The following is a 17,220-nucleotide window of genomic DNA, read 5'->3' on the forward strand; positions in this document are numbered from 1 at the left end:
AAATAACAAATATGAAAAAGTATATTATTATAATGTCTCTATGTCTAGGGGGATTATTAGCAATGAGTTGTAGTGATTCTACATCTGATGAGTTTGAAGAAGTTAATGGTAAAGTTGAGGAAAAGTTAATTGAAACTTTGGTGAAAACCTCTGTTCAGAATCCGAGTGAGAATAAAGTTTTTAGTTTTACTTATAATTCAGATGGAAGTTTAAATACTGCTAATAATGGTGAAGATACCGGAGCTGTAGTTTATGAAAACGACCAACTTTCTGCATTTACTGGAGGTGGAAATATTTTTAATGTAGAAGAACTTTTTGAATCGCCTTATAATGCTTTTGAAATTGGACAAGTTTTAGAGTATGATAATAACGGTAATCCCAAAACTTTAATGTTTCTAAAAAACGAATACGATTATGATACTGATGAATATTGGACCAAAGAGTACACAGCAGAGATTAAGTACGACGATGCTCCAAATCCGTTTTATTCTACTCTAGCGGCAGCAGGTGTAATTGATGCGCTAGATAAGGTTAAATTAAATTTTAGTATAACACAGCCTTTAGATCTTGTAAAAGCAAAACTTTTATTTCCTTTAAATAATCCGTCTCAAATCATTTATAAAAATGAGGAAGGTGAGACTTTGGTTACTTTAAGTGCGAACTATGATTACGATGAAGATAATTACCCAAAATCTGCAGTTATGACTTCTATCGATTTAAGATTTAATGAAAGTACTACGCTAACGTTACTGTATTCTTATGTGAATTAATTTTACGTGTGTATTCATAAAAAAACGGAATTACAATTTAAGTTGTAATTCCGTTTTTTTATTTAATGTATTGAGAAATTGAAGTTATGCCGGTCTAATATCTACAGCAACATTCATTTTATTTTTTCCTGTGCTATATACAACGCCTTTTAACGGCGGAACATCGTAATAATCTCGTCCCCAAGAAACTGTTATGTGTTGGTTTTTAGGGATCTGATTGTTTGTAGGGTCAAAATCTACCCAACCAAATTCGGGTATAAACACCGAAAACCAAGCGTGAGACGCATCTGTACCGACCAGTTTTTCTTTTCCTGGAGGCGGTAAAGTCTCGATGTAGCCACTAACATAACGTGCAGGTAAACCCATAGAGCGTACACAAGCGATAGCTATTTGCGCAAAATCTTGGCAAACGCCCTTTTTTGCTTTTATTACTTCTTGTATTGGTGTTGCAATGGTGCTAAACTCTGAGTCGAATTTAAATTCTTTGAAAATTCGCTGCATTAACTCAAAAGAAGCTTCAAAAATAGATCTGTTTGGTTTGAATGATTTTTCAGCGTAAGCCTTAACTTCAGGAGAAATTTGGGCAATAAAAATAGAATCTAAAATAAACTGTTTAATGTCTATAAAGTCTTTGTTATTCGTCTTTAAAATAGCTAATCCTTCTTTTAAAGTTATAGTTTTTCCTGTTTTTGAATCTTCTATGTTTGGTTCTAGCTCGTAATCTCTTTCAATTATACTTTTTGCAGTAACCTTTAATTTTTTATGATGTTGTTGAATTGAAAATCGTGTAATGGTATTACCGAAAAAATCTAAACGTTCGGTAATTTCAGACGGTTTCGGACTTATTTCAAGTTCGTAGTCTAAAAGGGTTTGGCCTACCATGGTTTTTGGCTTCAAGGTTGCAATATTATGGCAAAAGGTTACACCACTATCATAATCATAGCTAGTTGTATGTGAGACTTTAAATTTCATAATTATAATTCGAAATTTTGATTAACCAATTGCTTTTGTTGGTAAGAGTGATTAAAGTAAGTGTCTGAAACGGCTAAAGACATTTCATGAAGCAAATCGCTTAATTCTGTTAAAGCGTCGTCTAGATTTTGTCTTATAACGGTATCTGAACTTAACTCAGATAAGGACTCTATTTTTAAGCTCTGAATTTTAGTGTTTGCTGCCGAAATAAATTTCTGACAGTCGGTTGTTTCTCCTAGACCTTCAGGATGTGGTAATCTATCTATGTCTTTTTGAATTCGTCTTAACTGATATGTTAACGATTTTGGATATCCTTTATCTAATAAAAGAAGACTAATTACATTTTTAGTGCTTAAATAAGATCGGTAACTGTATCTGTATATATTTAAACTCTCATGGCTAGAGAGTAATGCTTCTAGAATTTCGTATTGTTGTTGTTCATTATAATTTACCACTAATAGTGAACGGCATTTAGCAATACTCATCATAGATTGTTCGGTTTGTAAGCCTATAAAATATAATAGTAAACCTTGTTCTACCATGATGCTTTCTTCAATAAGTCCCATAAAAGCGATAAGTCTAGTTATAATCTTATCTAATATTTTTATTAGCGATTGAATGGAACTTTTTTCATCAGCTTGATCTACAAATATTTTCCAGTTTTTCTGAATACCATCAAAAACACGCCACATGTCTTTAGACCATAAATTACGTAATGTATAATATGAGTTATTGAAACTTGAAAGTGTTTGTGCAAAACTTCCCATTCTGTTGGAATCTATCAAAATAGATAGAATTTCTTTTAGCGGATTGTTTAGAGCAACTTTTCCTTTTTCTCCTATAAATCCTGGAAATGTTGATGTAAGATGTGTAACCGATTTTAATAAACAAATTAAGCTTTCAGAATGCTCTTCTTGTTTGTTATATTGCTCGTTACTCATTTTATTTAACACGGTGCGTAAATAGCGAGCTGTTACTAAAGCTCTGCCTAAATAACGTCCAGACCAATATAGGTTTTCGGCCGTATTACTAGGTAAATCGTTGATGCCAGAAACAGAAGTTTTGGTAGTATTATTCCATGAATAATTTTGAATATTTGTTTGAGGTTCGTCTGTAACGACCCAAAAATCTTTACTTACACCGCCACGATGATTGGATACAAATAAGTCTTCGCGTTCTGAAGCAACTCTAACTAGTCCGCCAGGCATTACAGAATATCCGTCGTCTTTAGCAATAGAAAAGGCTCTGCACATAACTTTGCGAGGTTCTAGTTTACCTTTTACAAAATCTGGTGCAGTTGAAAATAATATTTTCTCCTGAGCAACAAAAACGTAAGGGTTTGTCAGAATTTCCTTTTTTAGATTTTCTAATTGTGCTGGTTTTAAAAATTCGCAGAACAAAATACTTTCTCTATTCGATTTGTCAATGCGTTTGACAACTAAATTAGTTAGATTCTCTAAAACATAATCGCGTTCTTTTTTTTGACCACACCACCAAGAACCTATTTGCGGAAGAATTAAATCTTCTTTAAAAAAGTACTTACACACAGCGTTCATAAAAGGGATAAGTCCTGAGTTTTCTAAAATTCCACTTCCTATAGGATTTATTATAGTGACTTGTTGTTCTCTTACCACATCAAGTAATCCTGCTACGCCCAAATAAGAATCTTCACGAAGTTCTAAAGGATCCATAAACACATCGTCTACACGTCTTAAAATAACATCGACTTGTTTGAGTTCTTTTAAGGATTTTACCCAAACTTTCCCGTCTCTTACTACTAAATCGTTCCCTGTTACTAAGGAATAACCTAAAAATGACGACATATATGCATGTTCGAAATAGGTTTCGTTTAACGGTCCAGGTGTTAGAATAACAATGTTTGGATTGTCTTTATTTTGAGGTGCAGCATCCAAAAGCATTTTATTAAAATCTGAAAAGAAAGATGTTGGAGGTTTTACATGAATATCATTAAAAACGTCTGGTAAAATCCGACTTGTGGCATATCTGTTTTCTAACGCATAACCCATGCCTGAAGGTGCTTGCGTTCTGTCGTTAACAACCCACATGCGACCGTCTGGACCACGTGCCAAGTCAGCTGAATGAATTAATAAATTTTTAGCTGTTTTGTATTGAATTTGATCGCATTGTCTTAAAAAACCACGATGTGCATAAATAACTTCTAGCGGAATAATTCCATTTTTAATAAGCTCGCGCTTACCGTATATATCTTTTAACGTTAGGTTTAGTAATTCCGAACGTTGTTGCATTCCTTTTTCAATCGTTTCCCATTCTTTTTCGTGAATAAGAAAGGGAACAATATTTAATTGCCATGAGCGGTGCATCCCTTTTGGATCGTTGTAAACATTATAGGTTACACCGTTTTCGTCCATTAACCAATCCATTTCTTCTTGTTTAGAGATTAAAGTTTTGGTATCCATTTTGGTAAGATTACTTAGTAATTTTTTCCAATTAGGATTAACGGACATGTTTGATTTAAGAACTTCGTCGTAATTTTTAAAATCTGAAAAATAATTTTCAAATAATGTGTTTTTATCAATCGGCATTAATCATTTATTTTTTTCTTAAATCTAGAGTATAAGGGAACTCAGAATTAACCGGTTGCTCCTGATATTTATACTTTCTAGAACTGCCGTGAATTTCGACATTTCTACTTGAATTATTATCATCTTGTTCAATTTTTTCTATCTCAAAAATTTCGCCTTGAGTGTGTCCTATGTCCCAGAAACGGTTAATTCTCCTAGATTCAGCTTCATAGCTATTAATAGGATAAGTTTCGTAAGATCGTCCTCCTGGATGTGCTACAAAATAGGTGCAACCTCCAATGGCACGTTTGTTCCAAGTATCAATAATATCGAATACTAGAGGAGTGTCTACATCTATAGTTGGATGTAATGAAGAATGCGGATTCCATGCTTTATATCGAATACTCGCAACAAATTCGCCTTTTACGCCTGTATTGTTTAAATTTATTTTTACACCATTACACGTTAATACGTAACGTTCTTCTGTGAAATGGGCGACTTTAACTTGAATACGTTCTACCGAAGAATCTACATATCTAGCAGTCCCTCCACCAGTCATTTCTTCACCTAAAACATTCCAAGGTTCGATTGCTGCACGTAATTCTAAATTTATATTGTTTATTTCAACCATACCATGAAGTGGAAATCTAAATTCGAAGAACGGATTAAACCAGTCTTCTTTAAATTTATATCCAGCTTTGTTAAGTTGTGTAACGATGTCTTTAATGTCTTCTCTAACATAATGTTCTGTTAAGAATTTATCGTGTAATTCTGTTCCCCAACGTACTAAATCGTGTTCGTAAGGTTTTTTCCAGAACCATGCAACCAGTGTTCTCACTAGTAAGTTTTGCATTAAACTCATCTGTGGGTGTGGCGGCATATCGAAAGCACGAAGCTCTAATATTCCTAGACGTCCAGACGATGAATCTGGGGAGTATAATTTATCGATACAGAATTCTGCACGGTGTGTGTTTCCTGTTAAATCGGTTAATAAGTGACGGAATAATCTGTCTGTTAACCAAAATGGAACTTTACCACTTTTTGGAATCTGGCTAAATGCAATTTCAAGTTCATATAGGTTTTCCATACGGGCTTCATCAATACGAGGTGCTTGACTAGTCGCTCCAATAAACGCTCCTGAAAACAAGTATGAAAGTCCTGGGTGATGTTGCCAGAAGGTTAGTAAACTTCGTAATAAACTAGGTTTACGTAACAACGGGCTGTCTTTAGGAGTTACACCTCCTAACGTTACATGGTTTCCTCCTCCAGTTCCGGTGTGTTTCCCATCTAACATAAATTTTTCGGTACCTAAACGCGACTCTTTGGCTAGCCTGTAAAGGGTTAATGTGTTATGTGTAAGTTCTTCCCAGTTTTTAGCAGGCTGTACATTTACTTCAATTACACCAGGATCTGGAGTAATTTTCATAGATTCTAAACGGTTGTCTTTTGGCGGATCGTAACCTTCTAAAACAACAGGTATATTAAGTTCTTTTGCTGTGGCTTCAATAGAAGCTACTAAATCTAAAAATATTTCAGCAGTATCTAGAGGCGGGAAAAATAAATGCATTTTACCCTCTCTAACTTCTGCACATAAACCTGTACGGATAAAAAAGTTTGTATCATCTTCAGAAATGCCTTCTTCTTTAATTTTTTTAGAACGTCTTAAAACAATGTTCTTATAACTTGGAAGTTTTTTCTTTTTTGAAAAATTATCGGGTTCTTGTTGTGGGAATTCTCCAAACTCGGGATCTCTAAGTAGTGAATCTAAAGGTAATCTTAATCCGATAGGCGAGTTTCCTGGAATTAAGAATAAATGTTTACGTCTAAAACTCCAAGCGTTAGTGTACCATGTCTCGGAGGTATTATTTAAAGGCAAAACATGGCCTATAGCTTTCGATTTTCCATCTTTAAGAATTTGCTTTAGTTTGTCTTTTACTAATAAAGCACCATCATCTACAGTAGGGTCTACATCAATAGGTAATTTACTTTCTTCCCACATAAAGTAAAACGCATCTTCGTAAGCAGGAATGATGTGTTTATCTGTAATGTCTAATTTTTGTGTTAGGGTCTTTAAAAATAATTCAGAAGCATTTTCTGGAAGTTCTGGGTTGTTAGAAAATAGAGATAATAATTTCTTATTATGCCAAATCTTCTTGCCATCTTTTCTCCAGCACAGTTCTATTTGCCAACGTGGAAGTGGTTCTCCTGGATACCATTTACCTTGAGCTTGGTGCAAAACACTACCGTTATCGTATTCGTCGTATAATTTGGCCGCTAATTTTTTTGCTAATTCACGTTTATGAGGTCCATCTGCAGCAGTGTTCCATTCTTCAGATTCCATATCGTCTATAGAAACAAAAGTAGGTTCGCCACCCATAGTTAATCTTACATCGCCTTTTTCTAATTCTTTTTCAACCTTAAAACCAAGTTTGTAAATGGCTTTCCACTGTTCTTCTGTGTATGGTTTAGTTACTCGTGGCGATTCGAAAATACGTTTTACAGAATTTTCAAATTCAAATTCAGTTTCACAAACATCAGTCATTCCAGAAACTGGGGCCGCACTTTCAAAAGAAGGTGTACATGCTAAAGGAATATGGCCTTCTCCTGCTAATAATCCTGAAGTAGCATCGAAACCAATCCAACCTGCTCCAGGAAGATATACCTCTGCCCAAGCGTGTAAATCTGTAAAATCTTCTTCAGGACCAGAAGGGCCGTCTAACGATTTTTCATCAGATTTTAATTGTACTATATATCCTGAAACAAATCGTGCTCCAAATCCTAAATGACGTAAGGTTTGTACAAATAACCAAGCGTAATCACGACAAGAACCAGTTCTGTGGTCTAGTGTTTCTTCACAAGATTGTACACCAGGATCCATCCGTATGTTATATTTTAAATATTGATATACTTTCTGGTTGATGTCGATTAGGAAGTATATGGTTTTTCTAGGTGTAGTATCTATGGTTTTAATAAAATCTTGTAAAAGTTTACCTCTTTCAGTGATTTCTAAATATGGAAGAAGTTCCTTTTTTATGGTCTCTGTATATTCAAACGGATATTCTTCTGCACTTTCTTCTACAAAGAAATCAAACGGATTTATGGTTTTTAAATCAGCAATAATTTCTACTTCCACAGTTAATTCTCTCGTCTTTTCAGGGAAAATTAATCTAGCCATGTAGTTCCCAAATGGGTCTTGTTGCCAATTAAAGAATTGCTCTTCTGGAGTAATTTTAATAGAATATGCTTCTATTGGTGTGCGACTATGAGGAGCAGGGCGTAATCTAAAAATGTGTGGAGATAACGATACTAATCTGTCGTACTTATATTTTGTTTTGTGTGTAATTACTATTTTTAAAGCCATAAATAATCCAGTTAAAGACATTACAATTTAAGTGATTTTTAAGCGATAATTTCAAGATCTTATAAAAAATAATAAAAGATTGTAAATTGTATATTAATTATAATGGTTGAATGCTGTATTTGTAATTTTTTTATCTGTTTTTTATTAAATAGCTTTTATGTTGACTTTTTTGTTTTAAATAATGTGTTTAAAGTTGTTAAAAAGATAAGTTTTGTTTATATCTGGATGAGTGTTTTTTTTTGTCTAAATTCTTATTGGTTAAGTAGACTTTGAGTAAGAATAATATATATGGATATGCCTATAAAAATTTTATATAAGCCAGAAATATACCAGTTTTATAGTGTTGATTCTTTCTGTTTCGATTGTAGATTTATTGATTTTCTATGTCTTAATTTTAGGATAAAAAACACCTATTGGTTTAATACTAATTGTATTTGTTATTAGTGCATTTATTGTGCTATTAATTTTCCTAATTAGGTTGTTATCTTGTGATATGTGTCTTATAATGCCTAAATTACAACTGAAACGAAATAATGTGTTTTTTATAAAATAATCTCAAAATATTTAAATTTTTAGACGTTGAAAAAGAGTGATTTTATCTCAAGGATATAGGTCTGGTTTAATATTGTGTATTAAAACAAATACGGGACAAATTTACAATGTAACGTTGCATGTGAAAATTAAAGACGTTGGAGCTGTTTTAAAGCTATTTAAGAATTTAGGTAATTACGTAGAGCTAGAGTTGTGGTAATGCGAATAAGCGGATTATAGAATCAATTATAACGGTTTATTTTTAAAATGTTTTTTCGACTAAATTTTGTGGTTCTTGTGTGTTATCCATAATAATTTCAAAATTGATAACTCCTAAAAGTAACTCTTCTTCTGTTAATACTTCTACACTCCAGAGGCCTGCTTTTATATTTTTTTTGTAAGTGTATCCTCGATAACCATTATTTCTTCCGCCTGTAATATTGTAGCTAATATTGTCGTACGTAATCCATTCATCTGTAGTTTCGTTATACCATTTCCACCTGTGAATAATAGATTTTTTTAATTCTGTTGGTGCAAAAATAGAAGAGAATACATACACGGGGTTGTTTTGATGATAAATGAATTTTGAGTTATAATCTCGCCAGAACATAAAATCTTTACGTGATTCATAGGTGACTACATAGTTGTTTTTTATAGCGGTTACATTGTGTGCAACAATACCTGTTTGTAAGGCTAAGGGTACTGGAGGAATAAGTTTAAAATTGTAGAATATATTAATGGTTATGTAAATAGATAAAATTATTGTAATCAATTTTCCAATACGAATTTCAGAACGTGTTGTTGGGCTTTTTATATAAATAATAGTTATTAATGTTACTGTAATAGCTAGACTAATAAGCCCAGAAATTAGAAATATTGTGGGACTCATGTCTTTTATGAATACCGGAATCATAAATGTAAAGAAGGTAAAACTAATAAAGAAGTAAATACTAAACTGAAGATATTTATTTGAAATTCGTTTTTTTAGAAATTCATTAGCTAAAAATAATACAACTAGAATAGTAAAAAAAGAAGCTGTTTTAGATAAAGAGACACTTCTTGAAAAGTATACCACATATGCACTAGAAAGTCCGCCAAAAAAGAACTGAATAGCTAAGGGAAAATAATCTTCAACACGTTCTAAAATCGTGTTTTTCCATGTGCCATCATCAGATAAATTATATAAATACAGGGTAATACTTAAAGCAGACATATGCATACATAATACAACAAGATCGTATAACCTGTCTATACGACCAAGGGTAAGCGTGTCGAAAATAAAACCACCAATAAAGAATAAAATCGGAGTGTATTTTTTATGCCTTATAATAAATTTGTGCAGACCACTTTCTTTTAAATTAACCAATCTTCTATTCATTTTTCGTTTTAATCTCAATAAAAACAGGCATAGAGGTGTTGTAAATAAAGCCTTGGTTTTTTTAGCAATTTACAATATTATTAGTTTTAATTATATACCAGATGTATTTATGGTCGAGATAAGAATTTAGTTAGAGAAGTTGTAGAGGTGTTTTTGTAATTGTACATATATGGAGTTGAAACTGCAGTGAATAGATAGATATTCTATATTTTAATTATTTTAAAAAATGCTTTAATAATTAAAGATTAATACGTGTCTCTTAAGCGTTCAAAAATATTTTGCATGTGTGTTTTTACTTCTGTTGTAGGATTTTTATAGTGGTTATTCATAAAACTAAAAATTAATGTTTTTCCAGACTTAGTTATTAAAAATCCGCTTAAGCAATAGTTGTTTCCAACAGTTCCGGATTTAGCATAAATATAAGGTTGGGGATCTCCTGCGTACCAATTTTTTAAAGTTCCCGATTCTCCGCCGATAGGGAAGAAGCTCAATAAGCGCGCTCGCGGAATAGTAGCATATAATTTCGATAATATTTGTACAAAAGATAGGGGTGAAAACAAATTATATCTGCTTAATCCGGATCCGTCAACCCAACGCGGTTTTTGTTTTAAATCACTTAAATAATTATCTAAAATATAATTTCTAACCAGTGCAGTATTTAAGGTGTCTGTTATTGTGCTCGATGCCATAACTAACATTTGTTCGGCTAGAAAATTATCGCTTTGGTGCATCATGCGTGTGTAAAGCGAATCGGATGGAATACTATAGGCAACTTTAGGAGTAGTTGTAAATGCTGTATTGGTAAAACTGACTTTATCCTGAAGTACGTTTTTCCAAAGATTTTTAGTTGTTAAACTATCAAATACAATAGGGATTTCTACAGTACGTGTTTTTGTGGTGTCGTAATAAAAGATATTCTTATTGTATAGGCGACTTATTTTTTTAGTTTTTTGGAATATACTGTCTTTAAAATATTTTGGACTAACCTCTAATGTGTCAGTGTTAGAAATACTCACCACATTTCCATAGATAGGAAAAACAGTGCGTTCTGGGCTGTAATAGGTATCATAGTCTTCCCAAGCCCAACCTGGGCCAAATTTATCATCAGCAAAGGTGGTGTTAATAATTTTTACATGCTTGTAGTTTGAAGCCCATTTTAGTGCTGTACTATCTTTAAAATATGGATGTAAAAATGTAGGATTTCCAATCCCTTTTATAATTAAAGTATCCGTTGTTTTTTCATAATAAAATGCAGGAACACTATCTTTTAATAATGTTAAAGCACTAAACAGTGTTGCGATTTTTGTATTACTCGCAGGAATAAAATATTTTTCTGCTTGGTATTTATAAATGGTGTCTTTTGTTTCCGGATTAAAAATCATTATACCAGTAAATTGATTGTTGTAAAAACTGCTAGAAATGGTTTTTGTAATGGCTTTAGTCGTTTTTGCAGATTTACAGCTTAGTATGACTACAGATATGATAAGTAGGGAAAAGATTTTAAGAGTAATCGGTTTTAAGTCTAAACTAGAAATGCGGGACATGAATAAGGTATTTTAATGATCAAGAACGTAAATCTTTTAATATAAATGTACTAAATTTTTACAGGTTACAAGATTTGCAAGAAATAGCATGTTGTTTTTGCAGTTTTTTTGCGGTTGTTTTCTTTAAATTGACGTTTTTTATCTTAATCTTCATAAGAAATTCACGTTTTAGCTGAGAAATAGATGTGCTTTACTGCAAAATGGAATATTTTTTATAGTCTCATTTTATTAAAATAGCAATTATATAATTCTGATAAGTTAGCGATATAGAGTATCTATATTTTAATTCAATTCTTTTTGATAAATACTCAGAAATGGGTGGTTTTTTAAGAATTCGGCACCTCGTTTAGGTGTGTTTAAAGGATTTTATGTTAATTTAACATAATATTAAAACCAACTAAAATATGAGAAAAATACATGTACTTTCTTTTATTGTATTTTTTACCTCTATGTTTTCAGTGCTATTTGCTCAGAATATAGATGTAAAAGGAACAGTGATAGATGATAATGGTTTGCCTTTACCAGGAGTAAATATTCTATTAAAAGGAACAACTTCCGGAACTTCTACAGATTTTGATGGAAATTATGTAATTAAGGCAAGTTCAGGAGATATTCTAATTTTTTCCTTTTTAGGATATGAAAAGTTAGAGAAATCGGTTGAAGGAGCCACTTTAAATGTAACGTTAGTTATGAGTGAAGGTGAAGCGCTAAATGAAGTTTTAGTGACCGCTTTTGGTATCGAAAAATCTGCAAGAGAAGTTGGGTATTCAGTATCTAAAGTAGAAACAGCAGATTTAGATTTGTCAGGACAATCTAATGCTGTAGCTGCACTTCAGGGGCGTGTTGCTGGTTTACAAATTAGCCAAACATCAGGGTCTTCAGGAGGTGGTGTAGATATTTTAATTCGTGGTGTTACTTCAGTAAATCCCGATAGAGATAATCAACCTTTAATTATTGTAGATGGTCTAGCCTTAAATAACGATACCTTTTCAGGAAGTGTGTTGCCAAGTGCAGGATCTAATTCGCCAAGTAGTTCAGAGCAGTTTTCATTTTCAAATAGAGCTACGGACATTAACCCAGAAGATATTGAAAGTTATAACGTATTAAAAGGTGCCGCAGCATCTGCCTTATATGGGGTAAGAGCAGCAAACGGTGCAATTGTAATTACAACTAAAAGAGGGAAGTTAGGAAAAGCTAAAGTAAGCATGTCTGCTTCGACTTCTTTTAGACAAATTCGTACAACTCCAGAATTACAAAAAACATATAGAGAAGGGTATAGTGGTGCACCAAGAACTTTATATACACCAGAAACAGATAGCGGATTTACAAGATTGGGCGGAACATCTTTCTATTCTTGGGGGCCGAAGTATAGTGACGATTCTTATACTTTAGATGATGGTACGGTTGTAGATTTAACAGGAGATAAATTTTACGATCCTTACGATTTATTTAGAACGGGAGTGAATACACAATTAAACTTTAGTATTAGTGGTGCTACAGAGAAAATAGATTATTTTTTCTCAGCAGGTAACGATAGTGAAGAAGGTGTTTTACCTAATACAAATTACGATAAAACAACATTCAGATTTAAAAGTGGTTATAATGTAACCGATAATTTTAAAATTAATACATCTATTGCGTATACTAAAGCAGGTGGTGCTAGAGGTAATGGTGGTGATAAATCTGTGTTTAGTTCATTATCATATTATTCTGCAACGTTTCCTATAAACGATTATATTAATGCAGATGGAACACAAAGAAATTACTCTTTCGGAGTTATCGATAATCCAAGATATTTATTAGAAATGAGTCCGTTATTAGACGATGTTAATAGATGGGTAGGAAATGCAACATTTAGTTGGACACCTTTAGATTGGATGACTGTTACTTATGCGGCACAAGTAGATAATTATTCAGATCAAAGAAACCGTTTTGTTGCCGCAGATTTAGATGCTGGTGCTGCTGTTGGTGGTTTTATTGTTAATCAAAATATAAATTTTGTAGGCTTAGAGTCTAACTTTTTAGTGGCTATGGAAAAGGAGTGGAGCCAAGATTTTAAAACAACGCTTACCGTAGGGAACCAAATTTCTGATACCAAAAGAGATTATACATGGCAACGTGGGGAAACTCTTAATGTACCCGGAATTAACGATATCTCTAATACCATTAATATGTTCGCCGGAAAATCTATCACACAATTACGTAATGTAGGTGTGTTTGGTGAATTGAAAATGGATTATAAAAACAAGTTATTCTTAACTGTTACAGGAAGAAACGACTGGGTATCAACTTTGCCAGAAGAGAATAGATCATTCTTTTATCCTTCAGTAAGTTTAGCTTACGATATTCATGATTTAATAGTTGACGATACAGATATCTTTAGTTTTGGTAAATTAAGAGCATCATGGGCAGAAGTAGGTAAAGGACCTTTATTTGGACAAGTGGGGCACTATTTTGTGTCTGATGGAAATTTTCCTTTTGGAGGTGCTGGTGGATATAGATCTAGTACACAGTTGGGAGATACAGATATGATTCCAGAACGTAATCAATCTTACGAAATTGGTGCAGATTTACGCTTCTTTAATAACCGTTTACGTTTCGATTATGCATACTATAAAACACGCGTAAAAGATCAAATATTTACTGTTGATGCTGCTTATTCGTCAGGGTTGTCTGGTATTGTTAGAAATGCTGGAGATTTTGAATCATTCGGTCACGAATTATTAATCGGATATGATGTTATTAGAAGTAAAGACCTTAAATGGGAACTTGTTTTTAACTGGTCTACTAACGAAGGTAGAGTTTTAGATTTACCAGACGATGTAGAATCATTAATTTTTGCTGATTCTGGTTTTGCAGGTGTCACTTCAGAAATTAGAGAAGGTGATAAAATGGGAGATATGTATGGTTATAAATGGACTTATGTTGATGGGAAACGTTATATAAACGAAGATGGATTACCAGAAATTAATTTAGATGAACGTGTAAAAGTAGGGAATGCGTTCCCAGATTTTACCACATCTTTAGGAAGTAATTTTACGTATAAAAATTTCGGTTTTAATTTCTTAGTAGAATGGAAAGAAGGCGGAGATTTATATGATGCAGGTAGACGTAACAGTTTAAGAAATGGTATTCTGGTTGAAACAGAGTTTAGAGATCAAACTATGGTTATGGATGGAGTTATGGATAATGGAACTGGTGGTTATATTACAAACACAACAGCAGCTTATATCGATCAAGATTATTATAGAAGTAGTACAAATTACAACAGAGCTTCAGAGGTCTTAGTACAAGATGCTTCTTGGGTAAAACTTCGTAACATTGGTCTAACGTATAACGTTAAAGGCGATCTATTAAAGAAATTAAAAATGGAACGTATCGGATTTTCTGTAAGTGCTCATAACATTTTATTATGGACGCCATACGAGAGTTACGATCCTGAAGGAAATCAATACAGTGCAGGTAGTAATGTATATGGGTTTACAGGTTTAGGAACTCCGCTTAGTGAGAGTTTTTCAATGGGAATTAATTTAGGATTTTAAAAGATGAAAATGATGAAAAAGTTTATAATAAAAACAGGAATGTTAGGACTGCTTTTAGTTGGACTTTCTGCCTGTAGTGATAATTATTTTGATGTGAACACACCATCAGGTACAGCAGAAGAGGAAGAACTTCGAGTTAGTGATTTAATGGCTCCTGTAATGTACAGAGCTTTAGCAGGACAATATTCTGCCGAACAATCTTTTGGTAACTATACGCAATATTTTGTTGGAGAAGGCGGTGTGGCCTCTGGAGAAACAACAGCTTCTGGTTTATGGTCTAGTGTGTATTTGTACACCTTACCAAATGTAGAAACCATTAAAGAAAAAGCAGCTGAAATAGGTGCTATACATTATAGTGCCGTAGCCGATATTTTAACTGCTATTAATCTGGGTATTGCCACAGATACATGGAATAATATTCCGTATACAGAAGCAACAGACGGAGAAGATAATTTGTTCCCTACTTTTGATACTCAAGAAAGTATTTATACAGAGATTTTTGCGCTTTTAGATACTGCAATAGCACAACTGCAACAAACAGATGATTCCGGAACGTATTTAGGAACAGACGATTTAATTTATGCTGGAGATACAGATAAATGGTTAAGAGCAGCATATACATTAAAAGCACGTTACCAATTACATTTAGTAGGAAAAGGAACGGTTTCTGCTAGCGATGTTTTAACAACTATAGAAAACGGATTTGAGTCTAATGACGATGATTTTCAAATGTTTTACGATGATGAAGATCAAAACCCTTGGTATTCTGTAGAGGTTGTAGCAAAAAGCACAGGAAACTATCATAACGATCTTGCTAGTCAGTTAGTAAGTTCTATGAATGGCGATTATTTTCCTTTTCAAAGCAATGCTTTAACTATCGATCCGCGTTTACCTGTATTTGGTGATAATGATGGTGAAGACGAGTGGAAAGGTTATGTAAGTGGTGGTGGAGGTTTATCTCCAGATGGTACCTCAGGAAATACTGGTTTTGCTGAAGACGGTTATTATACAAGTATAGATTCTCCGTTATTACTTATTAGTTATGCAGAAGCTCAGTTTATAAAAGCAGAAGCTGCATTTTTAGCAAATGGAGGTACTACAACAAGTGTTGGTTCAAGTACGGTGGCTTACGAAGCATATTTAGCAGGAGTAGAAGCAAGTTTAGCTAAATATGATGTAGATGGTTCTGATTATTTAGCAGATGGAGCAATTGCTGTTGGAGAATCAGGATTGATGTTACAACATATCATGAAAGAGAAATATATTCATAACTTCTTAAATCCAGAAACGTTTGTAGATTACAGACGTTACGATTTTTCTGATGATGTATTTAAAGGTTTATCAATTAGACAAGAAATAGATTCTGATGGCGATTATGCAGGAGAGTGGTTTAGACGAGCAACTTACCCTACGACTGAAGAATATACTAATCCAGACAATGTAGCTGCTAATAAAGTTACTCCTGTAACACCAGTTTGGTGGGATGAATAATTGATTTTTAAGTGTGTAATTAAAAAAGCGTTTTCATTAAATTGAAAACGCTTTTTTCATGTATTTATATGATGGCTTTTTTAAGTAGATCTATATCTGCTGTTGTATGATTTGCTGAAAGCACAATCCGGCTTAAAACATCTTTAGGCGTTGGATAATTAAAATGAGTTATGGCAATGTCTTTTTTTAATAATGATTCGTAAAACTCTGGATTGAAATTATAAATATTTGGATATTTTGTGTTGAATAGAAAAGTATTATCTAGCTGTAAGCCTTCAAAGAAATAGTCTAAATTAGTTCTAAGTTTGTTTTGTTGTGCTTTGTAAATGTCTGCAGACTGCAGATAAGCTTCTAAATATGCCGGACTCATTCCTGAAGCGGTAGAAAACATGATTGTTGCTTTTATATCTTCTATAAAAGAAGAATTTCCTGCGATAATTCCCCCAGGTAATCCCATGGCTTTTCCTAAAGAGCTTACTAGAATTTTTTTCTTAATATGTTTTGTCGGTATACTACTAAAAATTCCCATTCCAGCTTCTCCTGTAATTCCAATACTATGGGATTCATCTACAAGTAAGGTTACTTTTTTTTCTTTCGGTATGGTTTCAAGGAAGCTGAAATCTATAGTATTAACAGTTGCTGTAGGGACTGCATCTGCACAAATAACAATGTCTTCATTACTATTGGTTAGTAATGAAGGGGGTAAAGAGTTTTCAATATATAAAGGTAAACTATTAGGTGCTAAAATTGCAGGATGTGTATTCGGGTAATGGTAAAAACGTGTGGACGATTGTGCTAAATATTCTAAAACTAATTTACCTGCTAACATTCCGGAAGATACAGTAACACAGACTTCTGTGTTTAGTTGGGATGCTAATAATTTTTCAGCCTCTTTAAAAACACTCAGTTTTACATTTGCATGTCTAGAACTACCATAAGCCGTTCCCCATTTTCTAATGCCTTTAATTACCTCATCCTGAAACTCAGGAAGTGTAGCTAGCCCTAAATAAGAAGTGCCTCCAAAATAGGAAACACTTTTATCTATTAAGGATATTTTATCGTTGGGTGCTTTAATTACGTCCATACTA

9 protein-coding genes are annotated in these 17,220 nt (G+C 33.1%); 3 read left to right on the forward strand and 6 right to left on the reverse strand.

Going from position 1 to position 17,220, the window contains the following annotated elements; genetic code table 11:
• The first annotated feature begins 11 nt into the window (after positions 1 to 11).
• Positions 12 to 770 (forward strand): hypothetical protein, encoded by a 759-nt coding sequence (locus Q1B05_RS04040; protein WP_299777841.1) that lies wholly within the window; start codon positions 12 to 14, stop codon positions 768 to 770.
• An 84-nt stretch (positions 771 to 854) separates the two neighbouring features.
• Here the strand turns inward: Q1B05_RS04040 and Q1B05_RS04045 are convergent, their stop codons facing one another.
• The 5 genes from Q1B05_RS04045 to Q1B05_RS04065 all read right to left on the reverse strand — a co-directional run bounded on the left by Q1B05_RS04045 (position 855) and on the right by Q1B05_RS04065 (position 11,099).
• Positions 855 to 1,742: a transglutaminase family protein gene (locus tag Q1B05_RS04045; RefSeq protein ID WP_299777843.1), complete on the reverse strand. Its 888-nt coding sequence runs from the start codon at positions 1,740 to 1,742 to the stop codon at positions 855 to 857.
• Positions 1,743 to 1,744: 2 nt separating this feature from the next.
• Positions 1,745 to 4,306, reverse strand: coding sequence for a circularly permuted type 2 ATP-grasp protein (locus tag Q1B05_RS04050; protein WP_299777844.1), 2,562 nt, complete (start codon positions 4,304 to 4,306; stop codon positions 1,745 to 1,747).
• A 7-nt stretch (positions 4,307 to 4,313) separates the two neighbouring features.
• Entirely contained in the window at positions 4,314 to 7,646 is a 3,333-nt protein-coding gene (locus Q1B05_RS04055) for a DUF2126 domain-containing protein (protein ID WP_299777846.1), read from the reverse strand.
• Positions 7,647 to 8,439: 793 nt separating this feature from the next.
• Entirely contained in the window at positions 8,440 to 9,555 is a 1,116-nt protein-coding gene (locus Q1B05_RS04060; RefSeq protein WP_299777848.1) for a DUF2914 domain-containing protein, read from the reverse strand.
• A gap of 245 nt (positions 9,556 to 9,800) precedes the next feature.
• The gene (locus Q1B05_RS04065; protein WP_299777850.1) at positions 9,801 to 11,099 is read right to left on the reverse strand and encodes a D-alanyl-D-alanine carboxypeptidase; all 1,299 of its coding nucleotides are present in this window, start codon (positions 11,097 to 11,099) and stop codon (positions 9,801 to 9,803) included.
• Between the two features lie 404 nt (positions 11,100 to 11,503).
• Here Q1B05_RS04065 and Q1B05_RS04070 point away from each other — a divergent pair, with 404 nt between their 5' ends.
• Positions 11,504 to 14,641, forward strand: a complete 3,138-nt coding sequence (locus Q1B05_RS04070) for a SusC/RagA family TonB-linked outer membrane protein (RefSeq protein WP_299777852.1) — start codon at positions 11,504 to 11,506, stop codon at positions 14,639 to 14,641.
• Positions 14,642 to 14,650: 9 nt separating this feature from the next.
• Positions 14,651 to 16,132, forward strand: coding sequence for a SusD/RagB family nutrient-binding outer membrane lipoprotein (locus tag Q1B05_RS04075; RefSeq protein WP_299777854.1), 1,482 nt, complete (start codon positions 14,651 to 14,653; stop codon positions 16,130 to 16,132).
• A 64-nt stretch (positions 16,133 to 16,196) separates the two neighbouring features.
• Here Q1B05_RS04075 and Q1B05_RS04080 read toward each other — a convergent pair whose 3' ends face one another.
• Positions 16,197 to 17,216 carry an aminotransferase class I/II-fold pyridoxal phosphate-dependent enzyme gene (locus Q1B05_RS04080; RefSeq protein ID WP_299777856.1) on the reverse strand — a complete coding sequence of 340 codons (1,020 nt, stop codon included), beginning with the start codon at positions 17,214 to 17,216 and terminating at the stop codon, positions 16,197 to 16,199.
• Positions 17,217 to 17,220: the final 4 nt, after the last annotated feature.

It is taken from the genome of uncultured Formosa sp., from assembly GCF_947500765.1.
Lineage (GTDB): Bacteria > Bacteroidota > Bacteroidia > Flavobacteriales > Flavobacteriaceae > Formosa.

Coding starts and splice junctions, on each gene's coding strand:
- Q1B05_RS04040 (WP_299777841.1), top strand. CDS start 12: ATGAAAAAGTATATTATTATAATGTCTCTATGTCTAGGGGGATTATTA.
- Q1B05_RS04045 (WP_299777843.1), bottom strand. CDS start 1,742: ATGAAATTTAAAGTCTCACATACAACTAGCTATGATTATGATAGTGGT.
- Q1B05_RS04050 (WP_299777844.1), bottom strand. CDS start 4,306: ATGCCGATTGATAAAAACACATTATTTGAAAATTATTTTTCAGATTTT.
- Q1B05_RS04055 (WP_299777846.1), bottom strand. CDS start 7,646: ATGGCTTTAAAAATAGTAATTACACACAAAACAAAATATAAGTACGAC.
- Q1B05_RS04060 (WP_299777848.1), bottom strand. CDS start 9,555: ATGAATAGAAGATTGGTTAATTTAAAAGAAAGTGGTCTGCACAAATTT.
- Q1B05_RS04065 (WP_299777850.1), bottom strand. CDS start 11,099: ATGTCCCGCATTTCTAGTTTAGACTTAAAACCGATTACTCTTAAAATC.
- Q1B05_RS04070 (WP_299777852.1), top strand. CDS start 11,504: ATGAGAAAAATACATGTACTTTCTTTTATTGTATTTTTTACCTCTATG.
- Q1B05_RS04075 (WP_299777854.1), top strand. CDS start 14,651: ATGATGAAAAAGTTTATAATAAAAACAGGAATGTTAGGACTGCTTTTA.
- Q1B05_RS04080 (WP_299777856.1), bottom strand. CDS start 17,216: ATGGACGTAATTAAAGCACCCAACGATAAAATATCCTTAATAGATAAA.